The organism is Pseudoduganella sp. UC29_106 (genome assembly GCF_044055365.1).
Taxonomy (GTDB): domain Bacteria; phylum Pseudomonadota; class Gammaproteobacteria; order Burkholderiales; family Burkholderiaceae_D; genus Rugamonas.
Genome location: NZ_CP171977.1, coordinates 1,493,779 through 1,513,812 on the forward strand (window position 1 = coordinate 1,493,779; position 20,034 = coordinate 1,513,812).

Genomic DNA, 20,034 nt, shown 5'->3' on the forward strand with positions numbered 1-20,034 from the left:
GTTTAGGACAATTTAACCCGGGGAAACTTCCAATCATGGCTACCGCGCGCACCGTATTTCTGGACAGCAAGCTGTCCGACTACCAATCTCTGGTTTCCCACTACGATGCCAGCCTGTACGAGGTGGTGGCGCTGACCGGCGGCGCGCAGCAGATCCAGGATTATCTGACCGCGCACCAGCTCACTGCCGCCAGCATCAACGTGATTTCGCCCAGCACCGGCATGGACGGCCTGTTCACGCCGCGTGTGGTGTTTGTCGATCCCTCGGTGGCCGACTACCAGACCATCATCGCTGCGCTGCCGGCCAATACCACGGCCGTAGTGCTCGATGCCACGCGCGATGGCGTGCAGCAGATCCGCGACTACCTGGCGCACAACACGGGGCAGGTGGGCGCCATCGACATCATTACCGATATCGCCAGCCTGGACGTGGTCTCGCACGGCTCGCCCGGCGAAATCATGCTCGGTTCCACGGTCCTCAACAGCGCCAGCGTTGCCAGCTACAGCACCCAACTGGCCGAAATCGGCAGCCACCTGACGGCAGGTGGTGACATCCTCTTGTACGGCTGCGACGTCGCGGCCGGCACCACGGGCCAACAGTTCATCGCCGACCTGGCGCACGCCACCGGCGCCGACGTGGCGGCGTCCACCGACACCACCGGCAGCGCGGCCGCCGGCGGCGACTGGGTACTGGAAGCAAGCACCGGCACTATTGAAACCGTCGCGCTGAGCAGTGCTAGCTATGGCGGCACGCTCGATGCGGCCACGGGCGCGATAGCGCTTACCCTGTCGGACGACACTGGCAGCTTCAGCAGCGATTTCGTCACCAAGACGGCTGTGCAAACCATCACCGGCAGCTTCACCGCTTCCACTAGCGGCAATTCAGTACCAACCCTTTGGGTATCGACCGACGGCACGGGGGCCAACCGGACGCAGGCCACCATCACCTACACTGACAACGCCGGCAGTGGCACGTTCACTGTACCCGTGACGCTGTCCCAAGGTACCAAAAACATCCAGTTCTGGAGCGCGCAAAACGGCAATAACCAACTCGGCACAGCCAAATCGTACACACTGGACACCACGCCCCCCGCCGCCGTCAGCTCGGCCAGCTTCTCCAACGACAGCGGCGCCAGCAATACAGATTTCACCACCGCCACGGCGGCGCAAACCATTTCCGGCACGCTGAGCGCGGCCACGCTAACCGGCGAAGTCGTACGTGTTTCGCTGGACGGCGGCTCCACCTGGCAAACCGCCAGCAACACCATTGGCAGCACCACCTTCAGCCTGTCCGGCGTCACGCTAACCGGCAGCAACACGCTGAAAATCCAGGTGGAAGACCTGGCAGGCAATGCCGGCACCACTTACTCTCGCGCCTACGTGCTCGACACATCGGCGCCCTCGGCCGGCACGCTCGCTTTCAGCAACCTGACCGACACCGGCACGCCGGGTGACGGCATCACCAGCGACCGTACATTCGACCTGGCGCTGAGCGGGAACGAAGCCGGCACCACGGTCGTCTATCAAGTCTCCACCAACGGCGGCGGCAGCTGGACCACGACCAGCGTGGCGCAAAGCAATCTGGCCAATGGCGCCTACCAGTTCCGCGCGCTGGTGACCGATACGGCCGGCAACACGTCCACCAGCAATACCGCCAGTGTGGTGGTCGACGCCAGCGCACCAAACGCCCCCACTATCACCGGCTTCAGCATCAACAGCGGTTCGACGCTCGACACGCTGACCAATGACAACACACCGACACTAACCATCACTGCGGAGGCTGACGCCACGGTAACGGTGTATCAGGCAGGCGTGGCGGTAGGCAACGCCACGCAGAGCGCGCCGGGCAGCGGCATCTATACCTTCACCAGCGCCGTGCTCGGTGACGCCAACTACAGCTTCACCGCCAAGGCGGCCGACGCCGCCGGCAACCTCAGCGCAGCATCCGGCGTGCAAAGCATTACGATTGACACGACCGCCGACGTGGGCGGCAACCTGGCCGTGCAGGTGTCCGACAGCCTGGTCAGCAACGCCGAGAAAGGCGCTGTTGCTTACACCGTCATCGGCCTGGATGCCGACGCCACCGCCACCGTCACCTTCAAGGACGCCAGCAACCATTCGGTCACCGGCAGCAACGGCACCGTCAACCTGTCCACGCTGACGGATGGCCCGATCACCGTGTCCATCTCGGCTACCGATGCCGCCGGCAACAGCGCCACCGGCGCAGCTGCCGCCACCGTGCTCGATACCACCGCCGACGTGGGCAACAACCTCTCCGTGCAGGTCGGCGACAGCCTGGTCAGCAACGCCGAGAAAGGCACGGTCGCCTATACCGTCACCGGCCTGGATGCCGACGCCACCGCCACCGTCACCTTCAAGGACGCCAGCAACCATTCGGTCACCGGCAGCAACGGCACTGCCAACCTGTCCACGCTGACGGATGGCCCGATTACCGTCTCCATCTCGGCCACCGATGCCGCCGGCAATAGCGCCAGCGGCACCGGGGCCGTCGCCGTGCTCGATACCACCGCCGATGCGGGCAACAACCTCGCCGTGCAGGTCGGCGACAGCCTGGTCAGCAACGCCGAGAAAGGCACGGTCGCCTACACCATCACCGGTCTGGACGCTGACGCCACCGCCACCGTCACCTTCAAGGACGCCAGCAACCACTCCGTCACCGGCAGCAACGGCACCGCCAACCTGTCCACGCTGACGGATGGCCCGATCACCGTCTCCATCTCGGCCACCGACACCGCCGGCAACAGCGCCACCGGCGCAGCAGCGGCCACTGTACTCGATACCACCGCCGATGCCGGTAACAACCTCGCAGTGCAGGTCGGCGACAGCCTGGTCAGCAACTCCGAGAAAGGCACAGTCGCCTACACCATCACCGGTCTGGACGCTGACGCCACCGCCACCGTCACCTTCAAGGACGCCAGCAACCACTCCGTCACCGGCAGCAACGGTACCGCCAACCTGTCCACGCTGACGGATGGCCCGATCACCGTGTCCATCTCGGCCATCGACACCGCCGGCAACAGCGCCAACGGCGCTGCTGCCACCACCGTGCTCGATACCACCGCCGATGCAGGTAGCAACCTCGCGGTGCAGGTGTCCGACAGCTTGGTCAGCAACGCCGAGAAAGGCGCGGTTGCCTACACAATCACCGGCCTGGACGCCGATGCTACGGCTACCGCCACCTTCAGCGATGGCGTGCACTCCGTCACCGGCAGCAACGGTACTGCCAACCTGTCGACGCTGACGGACGGCCCGATCACCGTGTCCATCTCGGCCACCGATGCCGCCGGCAACAGCGCCAGCGGCACCGGGGCCGCCACCGTACTCGATACCACCGCCGATGCGGGCAGCAACCTGGCAGTGCAGGTGTCCGACAGCTTGGTCAGCAACGCCGAGAAAGGCGCGGTTGCCTACACCATCAGCGGTCTGGACGCCGACGCCACTGCCACCGTCACCTTCAGCGATGGCGTACATTCCGTCACCGGCGCGGCCGGCGTAGCCAATCTGAGCACACTGAGCGACGGTCCCATCTCCGTGTCCATCTCCGCGGCGGACATCGCTGGCAACAGCGCCACCGGCACCGGAACCAGCACTGTGCTTGATACCACCGCCGATGCGGGTAGCGACTTGGCCGTGCAGGTGTCCGATAGCTTGGTCAATAATGTCGAGAAAGGGGCGGTTGCCTACACTATCAGCGGCCAGGACGCCGATGCTACTGCCACCGTCACCTTCAGCGATGGCGTGCACTCCGTCACCGGCAGCAACGGCACCGCCAACCTTTCCACGCTGACGGATGGCCCGATCACCGTGTCCATCTCGGCCGTCGACGCCGCCGGCAACAGCGCCAACGGCGCAGCTGCGGCCACTGTGCTCGATACGACCGCCGATGTGGGCGGCAACCTGGCAGTGCAGGTGTCCGATAGTCTGGTCAATAATGCCGAGAAAGGCGCGGTTGCCTACACAATCACCGGCCTGGATGCCGACGCCACGGCCACCGTCACCTTCAGCGATGGTGTTCACTCCGTCACCGGCGCGGCCGGCGTAGCCAATCTGAGCACACTGAGCGACGGTCCCATCTCGGTCACTATCTCAGCGGCGGACATCGCTGGCAACACCGCCACCGGCACCGGAGCCGCCACCGTGCTCGATACCACCGCCGATGCGGGTAGCGACTTGGCCGTGAAGGTGTCCGATAGTCTGGTCAATAATGCCGAGAAAGGCGCGGTCGCCTACACAATCACCGGCCTGGATGCCGACGCCACCGCCACCGTCACCTTCAGCGATGGTGTGCACTCCGTCACCGGCGTGGCCGGCGTAGCCAATCTGAGCACACTGAGCGACGGTCCCATCTCCGTGTCCATCTCCGCGTTGGACATCGCTGGCAACACCGCCACCGGCACCGGGGCTGCTACTGTGCTCGATACCACCGCCGATGCGGGCAGCGACTTGGCCGTGAAGGTTTCCGATGGCCTGGTCAATAATGCCGAGAAAGGCGCGGTTGCTTACACCGTTCTTGGCCTCGATAGCGATGCCACCGCCACCGTCACTTTCAGCGATGGCGTGACCTCCGTCATCGGCAGCAACGGTACTGCTAACCTGTCCACGTTGAAGGATGGCCCGATCACCGTCTCCATCTCGGCCACCGATGCTGCTGGCAACAGCGCCAACGGCGCAGCTGCCGCTACCGTGCTCGATACCACCGCCGATGCAGGCAGCGACTTGGCCGTGAAGGTGTCGGATAGCCTGGTCAATAATGCAGAGAAAGGCGCGGTCGCCTACACCGTCACCGGCCTGGACGCCGACGCTACTGCCACCGTCACCTTCAGCGATGGCGTGACCTCCGTCACCGGCAGCAACGGTACCGCCAACCTGTCCATGTTGAAGGATGGCCCGATCACCGTCTCCATCTCGACCACCGATGGCGCCGGCAACAGCGCCAGCGGCGCAGCTGCCGCTACCGTGCTCGATACCACCGCCGATGCAGGCAGCGACTTGGCCGTGAAGGTGTCGGATAGCCTGGTCAATAATGCAGAGAAAGGCGCGGTCGCCTATACCGTCATCGGCCTGGATGCCGACGCCAGCGCCACTGTCACATTCAACGATGGCGTGACCTCCGTCACCGGCAGCAACGGTACTGCGAACCTGTCCACGTTGAAGGACGGCCCGATCACCGTCTCGATTTCGGTCACCGACGCCGCTGGCAACAGCGCCAACGGCGCAGCTGCCGCCACCGTGCTCGATACCACCGCCGATGCAGGTAACAACCTCGCGGTGCAGGTGTCCGACAGCTTGGTCAGCAACGCCGAGAAAGGCGCGGTTGCCTACACCGTCATCGGCCTGGATTCCGACGCCACCGCCACCGTCACCTTCAGCGATGGCGTGACCTCCGTCACCGGCAGCAACGGTACTGCCAACCTGACCACGCTGACGGATGGTCCGATCACCGTCTCCATCTCGGCCACCGACGCCGCCGGCAACACCGCCTCCGGCGCAGGTGCGGCCACCGTGCTCGATACCACCGCCGACGTGGGCGGAGACTTGGCCGTGAAAGTGTCCGATAGCCTGGTCAATAATGCCGAGAAAGGCGCGGTTGCCTACACCGTCACTGGGCTGGACGCCGACGCCACTCCTACTGTCACCTTCAGCGATGGTGTGCACTCCGTCACCGGCAGCAACGGCACCGCCAACCTGTCCACGTTGACGGACGGCCCAATTACCGTCTCCATCTCGGCCACCGATGCCGCCGGCAACACCGCCACCGGTGCTGCGGCCGCCACCGTGCTCGATACCACCGCCGACGTGGGCGGAGACTTGGCCGTGAAGGTGTCCGATAGCCTGGTCAATAATGCCGAGAAAGGCTCGGTTGCCTACACCGTTCTCGGCCTCGATAGCGATGCCACTGCCACCGTCACCTTCAGCGATGGTGCGCACTCCGTCACCGGCAGCAACGGTACTGCCAACCTGACCACGCTGACGGATGGTCCGATCACCGTCTCCATCTCGGCCACCGACGCCGCCGGCAACACCGCCTCCGGCGCAGGTGCGGCCACCGTGCTCGATACCACCGCCGACGTGGGCGGAGACTTGGCCGTGAAAGTGTCCGATAGCCTGGTCAATAATGCCGAGAAAGGCGCGGTTGCCTACACCGTCACTGGGCTGGACGCCGACGCCACTCCTACTGTCACCTTCAGCGATGGTGTGCACTCCGTCACCGGCAGCAACGGCACCGCCAACCTGTCCACGTTGACGGACGGCCCAATTACCGTCTCCATCTCGGCCACCGATGCCGCCGGCAACACCGCCACCGGTGCTGCGGCCGCCACCGTGCTCGATACCACTGCCGACGTAGGCGGCGACTTGGCCGTGAAGGTGGCCGACAGCCTGGTCAGCAACGCCGAGAAAGGCGCGGTCGCTTACACCGTTCTTGGGCTTGATAGCGATGCCACTGCCACCGTCACCTTCAGCGATGGTGTGCACTCCGTTACCGGCAACAACGGCACCGCCAATCTGTCTACGCTGACGGATGGCCCGATCATCGTGTCCATCTCGGCCACCGACGCCGCCGGCAACAGCGCCAACGGCGCAGGTACGGCCACCGTGCTCGATACCACCGCCGACGTAGGTGGAGACTTGGCCGTGAAAGTGTCCGATAGCCTGGTCAATAATGCCGAGAAAGGCTCGGTCGCTTACACCGTTCTCGGCCTGGATGCCGACGCCACCGCCACTGTCACCTTCAGCGATGGTGTGCACTCCGTCACGGGCAGCAACGGCACCGCTAACCTGAGCTCGCTGACGGACGGTCCGATCACCGTCTCCATCTCGGCCACCGACGCCGCCGGCAACACCGCCTCCGGCGCAGGTGCGGCCACTGTGCTCGATACCACCGCCGATGTGGGCGGCGACTTGGCCGTGAAGGTGTCCGATAGCCTGGTCAATAATGCCGAGAAGGGCGCGGTCGCTTACACCATCAGCGGCCTGGACGCCGACGCCACCGCCACCGTTACCTTCAGCGATGGCGTGCACTCCGTCACGGGCAGCAACGGCACCGCCAACCTGTCCACGCTGACGGACGGTCCGATCACCGTCTCCATCTCGGCCACCGACGCCGCCGGCAACACCGCCTCCGGCGCAGGTGCGGCCACCGTGCTCGATACCACCGCCGACGTGGGCGGAGACTTGGCCGTGAAGGTGTCCGATAGCCTGGTCAATAATGCCGAGAAAGGCTCGGTTGCCTACACCGTTCTCGGCCTCGATAGCGATGCCACTGCCACCGTCACCTTCAGCGATGGTGCGCACTCCGTCACCGGCAGCAACGGTACTGCCAACCTGACCACGCTGACGGATGGTCCGATCACCGTCTCCATCTCGGCCACCGACGCTGCCGGCAACACCGCCTCCGGCGCAGGTGCGGCCACCGTGCTCGATACCACCGCCGACGTGGGCGGAGACTTGGCCGTGAAAGTGTCCGATAGCCTGGTCAATAATGCCGAGAAAGGCGCGGTTGCCTACACCGTCACTGGGCTGGACGCCGACGCCACTCCTACTGTCACCTTCAGCGATGGTGTGCACTCCGTCACCGGCAGCAACGGCACCGCCAACCTGTCCACGTTGACGGACGGCCCAATTACCGTCTCCATCTCGGCCACCGATGCCGCCGGCAACACCGCCACCGGTGCTGCGGCCGCCACCGTGCTCGATACCACCGCCGACGTGGGCGGAGACTTGGCCGTGAAGGTGTCCGATAGCCTGGTCAATAATGCCGAGAAAGGCTCGGTTGCCTACACCGTTCTCGGCCTCGATAGCGATGCCACTGCCACCGTCACCTTCAGCGATGGTGCGCACTCCGTCACCGGCAGCAACGGTACTGCCAACCTGACCACGCTGACGGATGGTCCGATCACCGTCTCCATCTCGGCCACCGACGCCGCCGGCAACACCGCCTCCGGCGCAGGTGCGGCCACCGTGCTCGATACCACCGCCGACGTGGGCGGAGACTTGGCCGTGAAAGTGTCCGATAGCCTGGTCAATAATGCCGAGAAAGGCGCGGTTGCCTACACCGTCACTGGGCTGGACGCCGACGCCACTCCTACTGTCACCTTCAGCGATGGTGTGCACTCCGTCACCGGCAGCAACGGCACCGCCAACCTGTCCACGTTGACGGACGGCCCAATTACCGTCTCCATCTCGGCCACCGATGCCGCCGGCAACACCGCCACCGGTGCTGCGGCCGCCACCGTGCTCGATACCACTGCCGACGTAGGCGGCGACTTGGCCGTGAAGGTGGCCGACAGCCTGGTCAGCAACGCCGAGAAAGGCGCGGTCGCTTACACCGTTCTTGGGCTTGATAGCGATGCCACTGCCACCGTCACCTTCAGCGATGGTGTGCACTCCGTTACCGGCAACAACGGCACCGCCAATCTGTCTACGCTGACGGATGGCCCGATCATCGTGTCCATCTCGGCCACCGACGCCGCCGGCAACAGCGCCAACGGCGCAGGTACGGCCACCGTGCTCGATACCACCGCCGACGTAGGTGGAGACTTGGCCGTGAAAGTGTCCGATAGCCTGGTCAATAATGCCGAGAAAGGCTCGGTCGCTTACACCGTTCTCGGCCTGGATGCCGACGCCACCGCCACTGTCACCTTCAGCGATGGTGTGCACTCCGTCACGGGCAGCAACGGCACCGCTAACCTGAGCTCGCTGACGGACGGTCCGATCACCGTCTCCATCTCGGCCACCGACGCCGCCGGCAACACCGCCTCCGGCGCAGGTGCGGCCACTGTGCTCGATACCACCGCCGATGTGGGCGGCGACTTGGCCGTGAAGGTGTCCGATAGCCTGGTCAATAATGCCGAGAAGGGCGCGGTCGCTTACACCATCAGCGGCCTGGACGCCGACGCCACCGCCACCGTTACCTTCAGCGATGGCGTGCACTCCGTCACGGGCAGCAACGGCACCGCCAACCTGTCCACGCTGACGGACGGTCCGATCACCGTCTCCATCTCGGCCACCGACGCCGCCGGCAACACCGCCTCCGGCGCAGGTGCGGCCACCGTGCTCGATACCACCGCCGACGTGGGCGGAGACTTGGCCGTGAAGGTGTCCGATAGCCTGGTCAATAATGCCGAGAAAGGCTCGGTTGCCTACACCGTTCTCGGCCTCGATAGCGATGCCACTGCCACCGTCACCTTCAGCGATGGTGCGCACTCCGTCACCGGCAGCAACGGTACTGCCAACCTGACCACGCTGACGGATGGTCCGATCACCGTCTCCATCTCGGCCACCGACGCTGCCGGCAACACCGCCTCCGGCGCAGGTGCGGCCACCGTGCTCGATACCACCGCCGACGTGGGCGGAGACTTGGCCGTGAAAGTGTCCGATAGCCTGGTCAATAATGCCGAGAAAGGCGCGGTTGCCTACACCGTCACTGGGCTGGACGCCGACGCCACTCCTACTGTCACCTTCAGCGATGGTGTGCACTCCGTCACCGGCAGCAACGGCACCGCCAACCTGTCCACGTTGACGGACGGCCCAATTACCGTCTCCATCTCGGCCACCGATGCCGCCGGCAACACCGCCACCGGTGCTGCGGCCGCCACCGTGCTCGATACCACCGCCGACGTGGGCGGAGACTTGGCCGTGAAGGTGTCCGATAGCCTGGTCAATAATGCCGAGAAAGGCGCGGTTGCCTACACCGTTCTCGGCCTGGATAGCGATGCCACCGCCACCGTTACCTTCAGCGATGGTGTGCACTCCGTCACCGGCAGCAACGGTACTGCTAACCTGTCCACGTTGAAGGACGGCCCGATCACCGTGTCCATCTCGGCCACCGATGCCGCTGGAAATAGCGCCAGCGGTACCGGAGCCGCCACCGTGCTCGATACCACCGCCGATGCGGGCAGCGACTTGGCCGTGAAGGTTTCCGATGGCCTGGTCAATAATGCCGAGAAAGGCGCGGTTGCTTACACCGTTCTTGGCCTCGATAGCGATGCCACCGCCACCGTCACCTTCAGCGATGGCGTGACCTCCGTCATCGGCAGCAACGGTACTGCTAACCTGTCCACGTTGAAGGATGGCCCGATCACCGTCTCCATCTCCGCGTTGGACATCGCTGGCAACAGCGCCGCCGGCACCGGAGCCGCCACCGTGCTCGATACCACCGCCGATGCGGGCAGCGACTTGGCCGTGAAGGTGACCGACAGCTTGGTCAATAATGCCGAGAAAGGCGCGGTCGCCTACACCGTTCTCGGCCTCGATAGCGATGCCACTGCCACCGTCACCTTCAGCGATGGCGTGCATTCCGTCACCGGCAGCAACGGCACCGCCAACCTGTCCACGCTGACGGATGGCCCGATCACCGTCTCCATCTCGGCCACCGATGCCGCCGGCAACAGCGCCAGCGGCACCGGGGCCGCCACCGTGCTCGATACCACCGCCGACGCGGGCAACAACCTCGCCGTGCAGGTGTCCGACAGCCTGGTCAATAATGCCGAGAAAGGCACGGTGGCCTACACCGTCACCGGCCTGGATGCCGACGCCACCGCCACCGTCACCTTCAAGGACGCCAGCAACCACTCCGTCACCGGCAGCAACGGCACCGCCAACCTGTCCACGCTGACGGATGGCCCGATCACGGTGTCCATCTCGGCCGTCGATGCCGCCGGTAACAGCGCCACCGGCGCCGGAGCCGCCACTGTACTCGATACCACCTCCGATGCAGGTAGCAACCTCGCGGTGCAGGTGTCCGACAGCTTGGTCAGCAACGCAGAGAAAGGCTCGGTCGCGTACACCGTCACCGGCCTGGACGCCGACGCCACGGCTACCGTCATCTTCAGTGATGGCGTGCACTCCGTCACGGGCAGCAACGGTACCGCCAACCTGTCCACGCTGAAGGATGGCACGATCACGGTGTCCATCTCGGCCACCGATGCCGCCGGCAACAGCGCCAGCGGCACCGGGGCCGCCACCGTGCTCGATACCACCGCCGATGCGGGCAGCAATCTGGCCGTGCAGGTGTCCGACAGCCTGGTCAATAATGCCGAGAAAGGCACGGTCGCCTACACCGTCATCGGTCTGGATGCCGACGCCACCGCTACTGTCACCTTCAGGGACGCCAGCAACCATTCGGTCACTGGCAGCAACGGTACCGCCAACCTGTCCACGCTGACGGACGGCCCGATCACGGTGTCCATCTCGGCCACCGACGCCGCCGGCAACAGCGCCAACGGCGCTGCTGCCGCCACCGTGCTCGATACCACCGCCGATGTTGGAAGCAATCTGGCCGTGCAGGTGTCCGACAGCTTGGTCAATAATGCCGAGAAAGGCGCGGTCGCCTACACCATCACCGGCCTGGATGCCGACGCCACCGCCACCGTGACGTTCAAGGACGCCAGCAACCACTCCGTCACCGGCAGCAACGGCACCGCCAACCTGTCCACGCTGACGGATGGCACGATCACGGTGTCCATCTCGGCCACCGATACCGCCGGCAACAGCGCCACCGGCACCGCAGCCGCCACCGTGCTCGATACCACTGCCGACGTGGGCGGCAACCTCGCCGTGCAAGTGTCCGACAGCCTGGTCAGCAACGCCGAGAAAGGCGCGGTGGCCTACACCATCAACGGCCTGGACGCCGACGCCAATGCCACCGTCACCTTCAGCGATGGCGTGCACACTGCAATCGGCAGCAACGGCCTGGTGAACCTTTCCGGCCTGACCGACGGCGCGATCGCGGTCAGCGTATCCGCTACGGACTATGCGGGCAATGTCGCGCAGGGTGTGGCCGCAAGCCTGACGCTGGACACGACCGCGCCAGTCTTCACGTCCGCGGCAACGGCAACGCTGGCCGAAAACAGCGGCGCGAACATGCTCGTGTACCAGGCCGGGGCCACCGATGCGCGCGCCTTCAGTTACAGCCTGCTTGCCAACAACAACGATGACGCTGGCCTGGTCAGCCTTGGCACCGACGGCGCCGTGAGCCTGTACGGCAATCCGGACTTCGAGAGCAAGAGCAAATACAACTTCACAATCGTGGCCACCGACGATGCGGGCAACGCTTCGCAGAAAGCTGTCACGCTGAATATCGGCGACGTGAACGAAGCCCCAACGGCTGCGGCCATCTCATTGTCGACGGTGGAAAACGCGGCAATCGTTATTCCCGTCATCCCCGACTATGCCTTCGATCTGGACGCGGGCGATGCCGTGAAGCTGATGAGCGTAGGCCAGTGCACGCTGAGCTGGGCGTCGGATACTACGGCGACCACCTTCGTCAACCCGGTGACCAAGCAGGTGCTGGGCCTGAGCCAGGTCTACGCGAAAGCGACGATGGGCACGGATGGCAAGACCATCACGATTTTGCCATCCGATGAATTCGACTGGGCCAGCACGGGCCAGAAGGTCAACGCCACCGTAAGCTATTCGGTGTGCGACAACGCCGGCATGGTGACCAGCAATACGATCACGCTGACGATTTGGGGCTCGACTGCGGACAAGGGCAAGATCCTGAACGGCGGCAATGGCAACGACACACTGACCGGCACGGACGGCGAGAACGTGATGCAGGGCGCAAACGGCAACGACACGCTGACCGGTGGCGCCGCCACCGATGCCCTGTACGGCGGTAATGGCGACGACAAGGTCTACGGCAACGGCGGCATCGACTACCTGTATGGCGACCTTGGCAACGACCTGCTGGACGGCGGCGCCGCACGCGACGTGCTGTTTGGCGGGAAGGGCAATGACACGCTGATCGGCGGTTACGGCGCGGATTGTTTCGTGTTCGAGGCGCAGATGGGCAACGACCGTGTCAGCGATTTCCGTATGTCCGAAGGGGACAAGCTGTACTTCGTGGACATCTTCAGCAAGCCAATAACGGCGGCCGAATTCGTCAGCAAATACGTGACTCACGTAGGGAATGACCTGCTGATAAGCGTGCCAGGCGGCTCGGTCACGCTGGTTGGCGTGAGTGATACGGCGGCCCTGGTGAACGCCATCGCGTTCACAATGCCGACATAAGACGTTACAAGAAATTGGTTGAGTTCAAGTAATAAATAGGGCTAGAATCCGGGCATCTCAATTTTAGGAGTTCCTCCTGTGGACAGTTCTTGTAGTCGATTTGTTATCGACCTGACCCAGGCAAGGTAAGCCCGAATTCCCCATTCGCCGCTGCCTTGCCGATATCGGCAGGTAGCGGCGGCATCCCCCTCCGCTCCCTGATGACATAGTTCGCGCCGCACAAGCTGCGGTGCAGTAACGGGCTTTTTGCGTCTTTGCGCACTGGCCCGGGAGTGCGTTCGTGCGCGCTCCGCATCATGCTGGAGAAAAAAATGAAAATCGCCTTCCTGAAGGATCTCTTCGCGGGCTTCCTGCACGCCCGCCACTTTGGCCGCCACTTCCGCCGCCTCGTCATGCTCGATTCGATGGCCGAAACGGGCGTCGACCGCGAAGTGCCGCAAGGCCTGACCCAGTCCCTGGTGGCCGCGTCCAACGAGGACAGCGCCGCGCTGCTGCAGCGCCTCGGGACGCGCGCCGATGGCCTCAACGAAGAGCAGGCCGAAGCCGTGCGCGAGCTGGTGGGCCTGAACGAAGTTGAACACGAAAAGCCGCTCACCTGGTACGCCCACCTGTGGCAGTGCTACCGCAATCCCTTCAACCTGCTGCTGACGCTGCTGGCCATCGTCTCCTATGTCACGGAAGACGTAAAAGCCACCATCGTCATCGGCACGATGGTCGTGCTGTCTGCGCTGCTGCGCTTCTGGCAGGAGGGCAAGTCGAACAAGGCGGCGGACGCGCTGAAGGAAATGGTCAGCAACACCGCCACCGTGCTGCGCGCCGGCCAGCGCACCGAAGTGCCTATCCGCCTGCTGGTGCCGGGCGATGTGATTGCGCTGTCCGCCGGCGATATGATCCCGGCCGACTGCCGCGTGCTGTCCGCAAAAGACCTGTTCGTATCGCAGGCTGCAATGACGGGCGAATCACTGCCGGTCGAGAAATATGCCGAGCAGCGCGACGCCAAGGCCATCAATCCGCTGGAGCTGGACAACATCGTCTTCATGGGCACCAATGTGGTGTCCGGCGCCGCCACGGCCGTGGTGGTGGGCACCGGCGCGGCGAGCTATTTCGGCGCGCTGGCCGGCCGCGTTACGGCCGCCGACAAGGCGCCGACTTCCTTCCAGATGGGCGTGAACAAAGTGAGCTGGCTGCTGATCCGCTTCATGCTGGTGATGTCGCCGCTGGTGTTCTTCATCAACGGCTACACCAAGCATGACTGGATGGAAGCGCTGCTGTTCGCGCTGTCCATCGCCGTCGGCCTCACGCCGGAAATGCTGCCGATGATCGTGACTTCCACGCTGGCCAAGGGCGCCGTGTTCCTGTCGCGGAAAAAAGTCATCGTCAAGCACCTGGATGCGATCCAGAACTTCGGCGCAATGGATGTGCTGTGCACCGACAAGACCGGCACCCTCACGCAGGACAAGATTTTCCTGGCCCGCCACATCGATATCTGGGGCGAGGATTCCGATGAAGTGCTGGACCTGGCTTACCTGAACAGCTACTACCAGACTGGCCTGAAAAACCTGCTGGACGTGGCCGTGCTGGAGCACGCCGAGCTGACCGTGGCGCAGGACTACCGCAAGGTCGACGAAATCCCGTTCGACTTCAACCGCCGCCGCATGTCTGTGGTGGTGGCGCGCGACCACAGCCAGCACCTGCTGATCACCAAGGGCGCGGTGGAGGAAGTGCTGTCCGTCTGCACCCGCGTGCGCCATGGCGAGGCAGTGGAAGCGCTGACGCCGGAACTGCTGGAGCGCATCCGCACCGTGACGGCGGACCTGAACGCCGAGGGACTGCGCGTGGTGGCCGTTGCCGCCCGCGAGCACGATACGGCGCGCGACACCTATGGCCTGGCCGATGAATCGGACCTGGTGCTGATCGGCTATGTGGCCTTCCTGGATCCGCCGAAGGAATCCACCGCGCCTGCGCTGAAGGCGCTGGCCGCGCACGGCGTCGCAGTGAAGGTGCTGACCGGCGATAACGAGCTGGTAACGGCCAAGATCTGCCGCGAAGTCGGCCTGGAGCAGAAGGGCGTGCTGCTGGGCGGCGATATCGAGGCGATGAGCGACGAGACACTGGCGAAAGCCGTGGAGCAGCACAATGTATTCGCCAAGCTGACCCCGGCGCACAAGGAGCGCATCGTGCGCCTGCTGAAGTCCAACGGCCACGTAGTCGGCTTCATGGGCGACGGCATCAACGATGCGCCGGCGCTGCGCAAGGCCGATATCGGCATCTCGGTGGACACTGCCGTCGATATCGCCAAGGAGGCGGCGGACATCATCCTGCTGGAAAAGAGCCTGATGGTGCTGGAAGAGGGCGTGCTGGAAGGCCGCCGCACCTTCGCCAATATGCTCAAGTACATCAAGATGACGGCCAGCTCGAACTTCGGCAATGTGTTCTCGGTGCTGATCGCCAGCGCCTTCATCCCTTTCCTGCCGATGCTGCCGATGCAGCTGCTGGTGCAGAACCTGCTGTACGACGTGTCGCAGATCGCCATCCCCTTCGACAATGTGGATGCCGAGCTGCTGACCGGTCCGCAGCGCTGGGACCCGGCCGAGATCGGGCGCTTCATGCTGTTCTTCGGTCCAATCAGCTCCCTGTTCGACGTGACCACTTTTGGCGTGATGTGGTTCTTGTTCGGCGCCAAGACGCCGGCGCAGCAGACGCTGTTCCAGTCCGGCTGGTTCATCGTGGGCCTGCTCACACAAACGCTGATCGTGCACATGATCCGCACGCCGAAGCTGCCCTTCATTCAGAGCCGCGCCGCCATGCCGCTGCTGGTGATGACGGGCCTGATCATGGCAGTGGGCGTGTTCCTGCCCGAAGGCCCGCTGGCGCACTACTTCAAGATGCAGTCGCTGCCGCCGCTGTATTTCGCTGTGCTGCCGCTGATCGTATTCGGCTACATGGGTATGACGCAGCTGATGAAAAAGGTGTATCGCTGATCAGGGCAGGTCGCTGTATTTCTTCAGCAGGGTGGTGAAGCGCTTGTTGCCGGCGCTGCCCAGCCAGTTCCACATCGCCTCCACCTGGGCGGTGTGGCTGTCGTAATAGGCTTTGCTGGCGGCCAGCCAGATATTGGTGCGGATCAGTGGCTTTTCCAGCCGCACGAACTGGCCGCGGTAGCGCTCCGCTACGAAGCGGTCCATATCCGTCTCGGAAATCAGCGACACCACGAAGCCGTCGATGCGCTTCAGGCGCAGCTTCTCCAGGTTGCTGACTACGCCATAGCCGCCTGAATCGATATTGATGCCCAGCTGTTTCATGCGCACTGCATAGCTGGCGCCCAGCGTGGTGCCCACGGTACGGCCGCGGAAATGGGCAGCCGGGTCGGCGGCGGGATCGATCTTGTCCGCCGCGCGCACGAAAGCCACCATCACCAGCGGCACGGCGCGCTTCGCGTCCACTTCGCCATTGGCGTTGAGAGGGAAGGCCACGCCGGGCGTGCCGATCGAGCTTTCGTCGGCAGGGGTGAAATCGGCCACGCCGGCCTGCAGGGCGGTGCGCAGGCGTATGACCGGCAGGCGAAGCAGGGCGACCGGGCAGCCCACGCTGCCGGTGAATTCGCGCACCAGTTCCACACTGGCGCCGGGCGGGTTGGGTACTTCGCTGCCGTTGCCCAGCCAATAGGGCGGCCGGTCCTGGTCCGGATAGGCAAAGCGCACCGGCGCGCAGGCGCCATGCGCTTGCATGGAGGCGGCGAAAAACAGGACTGAGGCGGCGAGGCTGCGGAACATTCGGTAGAAGCGGACACACTGACTTGCCAACATTGTAAGCTATGTTTAGCATGTGTCTCAGCACAACAAGAAGGGGCGGCCATGGAGACAGTGGGTCATGTGGAGCACCTGCGCCAGGTTCTGGTCTGGCCATTGCGGCTCGTACCGCGTGAAGACGAGGAGCGTGCCCACGGCCAGCCCTGGGAGCTGCTGACCGCCGATGAAAGCTCTCCCTGGCGCGAAGTGTCCAGCGCCCGCGATGCCGGCGCATCCTTCCAGGAGCGCTATTACACGGAATTCGTCAGCTTCCTGCCTTATGTGCAGCGCTTCCTGTTTGGTGTCGGCGGCACGGAGGGGGAGGGCCACTTCACGGGCCAGCGCCATATCCTGCGCCGGCGCGACATCACGCAGGTGAGGGTGGCGCTGCGCAGCGGCGAACCAACCTATACACTGGAAGTGCATAACGTCTGCCTGCACTTCTTTTACGACGTGGATATCGTGCTGCTGGTGCTGGAAGTGGGCACTGAAAACCTGCCGCTGGAAACCGCGCAGGATCTGGTCTACCGCTTCGGCCGCGCCTACCCGGCCGGCTGGGATGGCGCCGGCAATGCGCTGCACTGCATGTACAGCGTGGAGTGGATGGATGCCGAAGGCGCCGTGCTGGCGGCCTCCGATGCGCAGGACAAGGACGCCTTCACCCGCCACGTCTGCGAAAACCACACGCCGCTGATCGCCTCCCACTGGCGCTGGCTGCTGCAGCCGCTGGTGCCGGAGGACACTGACCAGCTGGCGCCCCTGCGTTTCCGGCTGGTGGAGTACTACCGCATGCCGATGATGGCCTACCTGTCGCTGCGCCAGCCGGACAAGCTCGATGCTGGCCAGTGGGCCTCGCTCGGCATGGTGGCTGGTGCGCCGGCCACGCCGGGCCAGGCTTCCGCCGAATTCGAGCGCAGTTATTGCTACGACCGGTTCTGGTATGCCGGCGGCGCTGCGCCCAATACGCGCTATCTGTGCACCGGCTATGCGCTGGTCGTCGTTGGCGATGCGGCGTCCGACTTTTTCTGCTGCCGCGAGCGCGGGGTGCTGTCGCAGTTCCGCCACCAGCACTTCCTGCTGTTCATGATCGCCCACCTGCAGAAGGCGTCCCTGCTGATGTTCTCGGACCGGCTGGCCGAAGCGCTCAATTCCCTGAGCGTGACGGACCCGGACAGCGTGCGCCGCTTCAAGCGCCGCATCCGCTATGCCTTCGAGAGCTTCCTGCGCTTCACCCACCGCTACTGGTTCACCGAAATCTCGGACCAGGCCCAGATCCGCGCCCTGTTCAAGATGTCCGCCACGCACCTGGACCTGGAGCGCCTGCACACGGAGGTCAAGGTGCGCATGGCGGACATGAACGGCTACCTGGAAGCGGACAGCCTGCGGCGCCAGGCCAACACCGTTGTCCGCCTGACGGTGGTGACCATCTTCGGCCTGATCGGCACCGTGACCACGGGCTTCCTCGGCATGAACCTGCTGGCGGAGGCGGATGCGTCCATGTCGCGCCGGCTGTGGATCTTCGGCGCCACCTTCCTGATCACGACTGTGCTCACCACCTATACGATGGTCAAGTCCAAGCGCCTGTCCGACCTGCTCGATGCGCTGTCCGATGAGCGCCTGTCCGTCTGGACCAAGCTGAAAGCATTAGCTGCCGTGTGGGGGAAGGGCCCGGCCTGAACTTACTCCAGCGTATCGTGTGGCAGGGACCGCCCGGCGGGGGTAGGCTTTTGCCTTCTCTCGAAAAGGAGGACGCCATGGATCAGCACTATCAATCCTGTATCGATGCGTGCAACGAGTGCGCGGCAGCTTGCGAGCAATGCGCAGCGGCCTGCCTGCGCGAGCCGGAGATTCAAATGCTGGCGCGCTGCATTGCGCTGGATATCGACTGTTCCCAGATCTGCCGCCTGGCCTCCGCCTTCATGTCGCGCGGCAGCACGGAAGCGGCGGAAGTGTGCCGTGCCTGCGCCGAGATCTGCGAGTCATGCGGCTCCGAGTGCGACCAGCACCAGCACGAGCATTGCAAGGCTTGCGCGGTGGCCTGCCACCGTTGCGCGGACGAATGCCGGCGCATGGGCAGCATGGCCCAGGGCGAGGTCCGCAGCACCACGGCCACGGCGGCCGCACCTCGTCATTGATTGGCAGAGGCCACGGGATGGGGTAACATCCCGGCAATGGGAGAAAAGAAAAACGACCGGAACACAGGCGGCGCCACCGTCTACGACGTAGCCCGCGTGGCGGGCGTATCGGCCATGACGGTGTCACGCGTCATCAATGGCAGCGCTCACGTGACGGACGCCACGCGCGACAAGGTGATGGCGGCCGTCCAGTCCCTGAATTACCAGGTCAATGTGGCTGCCCGCGCGGCCCGCGTGGGCACCTTGCGCGTCGGCCTCCTGTACAGCAATCCCTCTGCCGCCTTCCTGAGCGCCTTCCTGGTGGGCGCCATGGATCAGTGCAGCCAGAGCGGCGCCACCCTGATCCTGGAGAATTGCGAAGACCAGCGCAGCCAGCGCGCCGCCATCGAGCGCCTGATCGCCAATGGCGCGGACGGCATCCTGGTGCCGCCGCCGCTGTGCGATTCGAAATCGGCCCTCAAGCAGCTGGACGAAATCGGCATGCCCACCGTGGCGGTGGCGACCGCCAAGCCTGTATCCAGTATGTCCGCGGTGCGCATCGACGACTATGACGGCGCGCTGACGATGACGCGCTACCTGCTCTCGTTGGGCCACCGCGACATTGCCTTCATCAAGGGTGACCCCAAGCACACGCCGGCCCAGCTGCGCTACCAGGCTTTCGTGGACGCTATGGCCGAAGCGGGCATCAAGGTGCCGGCCGAGCGCGTGGCGCAGGGCCTGTTCACCTACCGTTCCGGCCTTTCAGCCGCGCGCGAGCTGCTGGGGCAGAAGGACCGTCCTACCGCCGTTTTCGCCAGCAATGACGATATGGCCGCCGCCGTGATCGCCGTGGCGCACGGCATGCACCTGCATGTGCCGGATGACCTGGCGGTGGCCGGCTTCGACGATACGCCGGTGGCGACCACCGTCTGGCCGGAGCTGACCACCATCCACCAGCCGATCGGCGACATGGCGCGTTCCGCCGTCGAGCTGCTGGTCGAGCAGATCCGCCGGCGCCGGGCCGGCGAGTCCAAACTCGTCCAGCACCGGCTGCTGCCGTACACGCTGATCACGCGCGAATCGTCCACCCTGGGCGAGTGA

6 protein-coding genes are annotated in these 20,034 nt (G+C 64.6%); 5 read left to right on the top strand and 1 reads right to left on the bottom strand.

All coding sequences use genetic code 11. The annotated features are described in order from the left end of the window. Positions 1 to 35: 35 nt before the first annotated feature. Both ACHMW6_RS07955 and mgtA read left to right on the top strand, forming a co-directional pair. Positions 36 to 13,031: an Ig-like domain-containing protein gene (locus ACHMW6_RS07955; protein ID WP_395406580.1), complete on the top strand. Its 12,996-nt coding sequence runs from the start codon at positions 36 to 38 to the stop codon at positions 13,029 to 13,031. Between the two features lie 311 nt (positions 13,032 to 13,342). Next, positions 13,343 to 16,012, top strand: coding sequence for a magnesium-translocating P-type ATPase (gene mgtA / locus ACHMW6_RS07960; protein WP_395406582.1), 2,670 nt, complete (start codon positions 13,343 to 13,345; stop codon positions 16,010 to 16,012). On the opposite strand, the gene ACHMW6_RS07965 is transcribed toward mgtA, so the two are convergent. Then, positions 16,013 to 16,759 carry a hypothetical protein gene (locus tag ACHMW6_RS07965; protein WP_395406583.1) on the bottom strand — a complete coding sequence of 249 codons (747 nt, stop codon included), beginning with the start codon at positions 16,757 to 16,759 and terminating at the stop codon, positions 16,013 to 16,015. It lies immediately after the preceding gene. Between the two features lie 126 nt (positions 16,760 to 16,885). Here ACHMW6_RS07965 and ACHMW6_RS07970 point away from each other — a divergent pair, with 126 nt between their 5' ends. The 3 genes from ACHMW6_RS07970 (at position 16,886) to ACHMW6_RS07980 (ending at position 20,034) form a co-directional block, all read left to right on the top strand. Then, on the top strand, positions 16,886 to 18,496 hold the full coding sequence (locus ACHMW6_RS07970; protein WP_395406584.1) for a hypothetical protein: 1,611 nt from the start codon (positions 16,886 to 16,888) through the stop codon (positions 18,494 to 18,496). A gap of 77 nt (positions 18,497 to 18,573) precedes the next feature. After that, on the top strand, positions 18,574 to 18,954 hold the full coding sequence (locus tag ACHMW6_RS07975; protein WP_395406586.1) for a four-helix bundle copper-binding protein: 381 nt from the start codon (positions 18,574 to 18,576) through the stop codon (positions 18,952 to 18,954). Between the two features lie 36 nt (positions 18,955 to 18,990). Then, positions 18,991 to 20,034 (top strand): LacI family DNA-binding transcriptional regulator, encoded by a 1,044-nt coding sequence (locus ACHMW6_RS07980; protein WP_395406587.1) that lies wholly within the window; start codon positions 18,991 to 18,993, stop codon positions 20,032 to 20,034.

Bases quoted from the DNA above. Each gene is read 5' to 3' on its own strand.
- ACHMW6_RS07980 (WP_395406587.1), top strand. From the start codon at position 18,991: ATGGGAGAAAAGAAAAACGACCGGAACACAGGCGGCGCCACCGTCTAC.
- ACHMW6_RS07975 (WP_395406586.1), top strand. From the start codon at position 18,574: ATGGATCAGCACTATCAATCCTGTATCGATGCGTGCAACGAGTGCGCG.
- mgtA (WP_395406582.1), top strand. From the start codon at position 13,343: ATGAAAATCGCCTTCCTGAAGGATCTCTTCGCGGGCTTCCTGCACGCC.
- ACHMW6_RS07955 (WP_395406580.1), top strand. From the start codon at position 36: ATGGCTACCGCGCGCACCGTATTTCTGGACAGCAAGCTGTCCGACTAC.
- ACHMW6_RS07965 (WP_395406583.1), bottom strand. From the start codon at position 16,759: ATGCAAGCGCATGGCGCCTGCGCGCCGGTGCGCTTTGCCTATCCGGAC.
- ACHMW6_RS07970 (WP_395406584.1), top strand. From the start codon at position 16,886: ATGGAGACAGTGGGTCATGTGGAGCACCTGCGCCAGGTTCTGGTCTGG.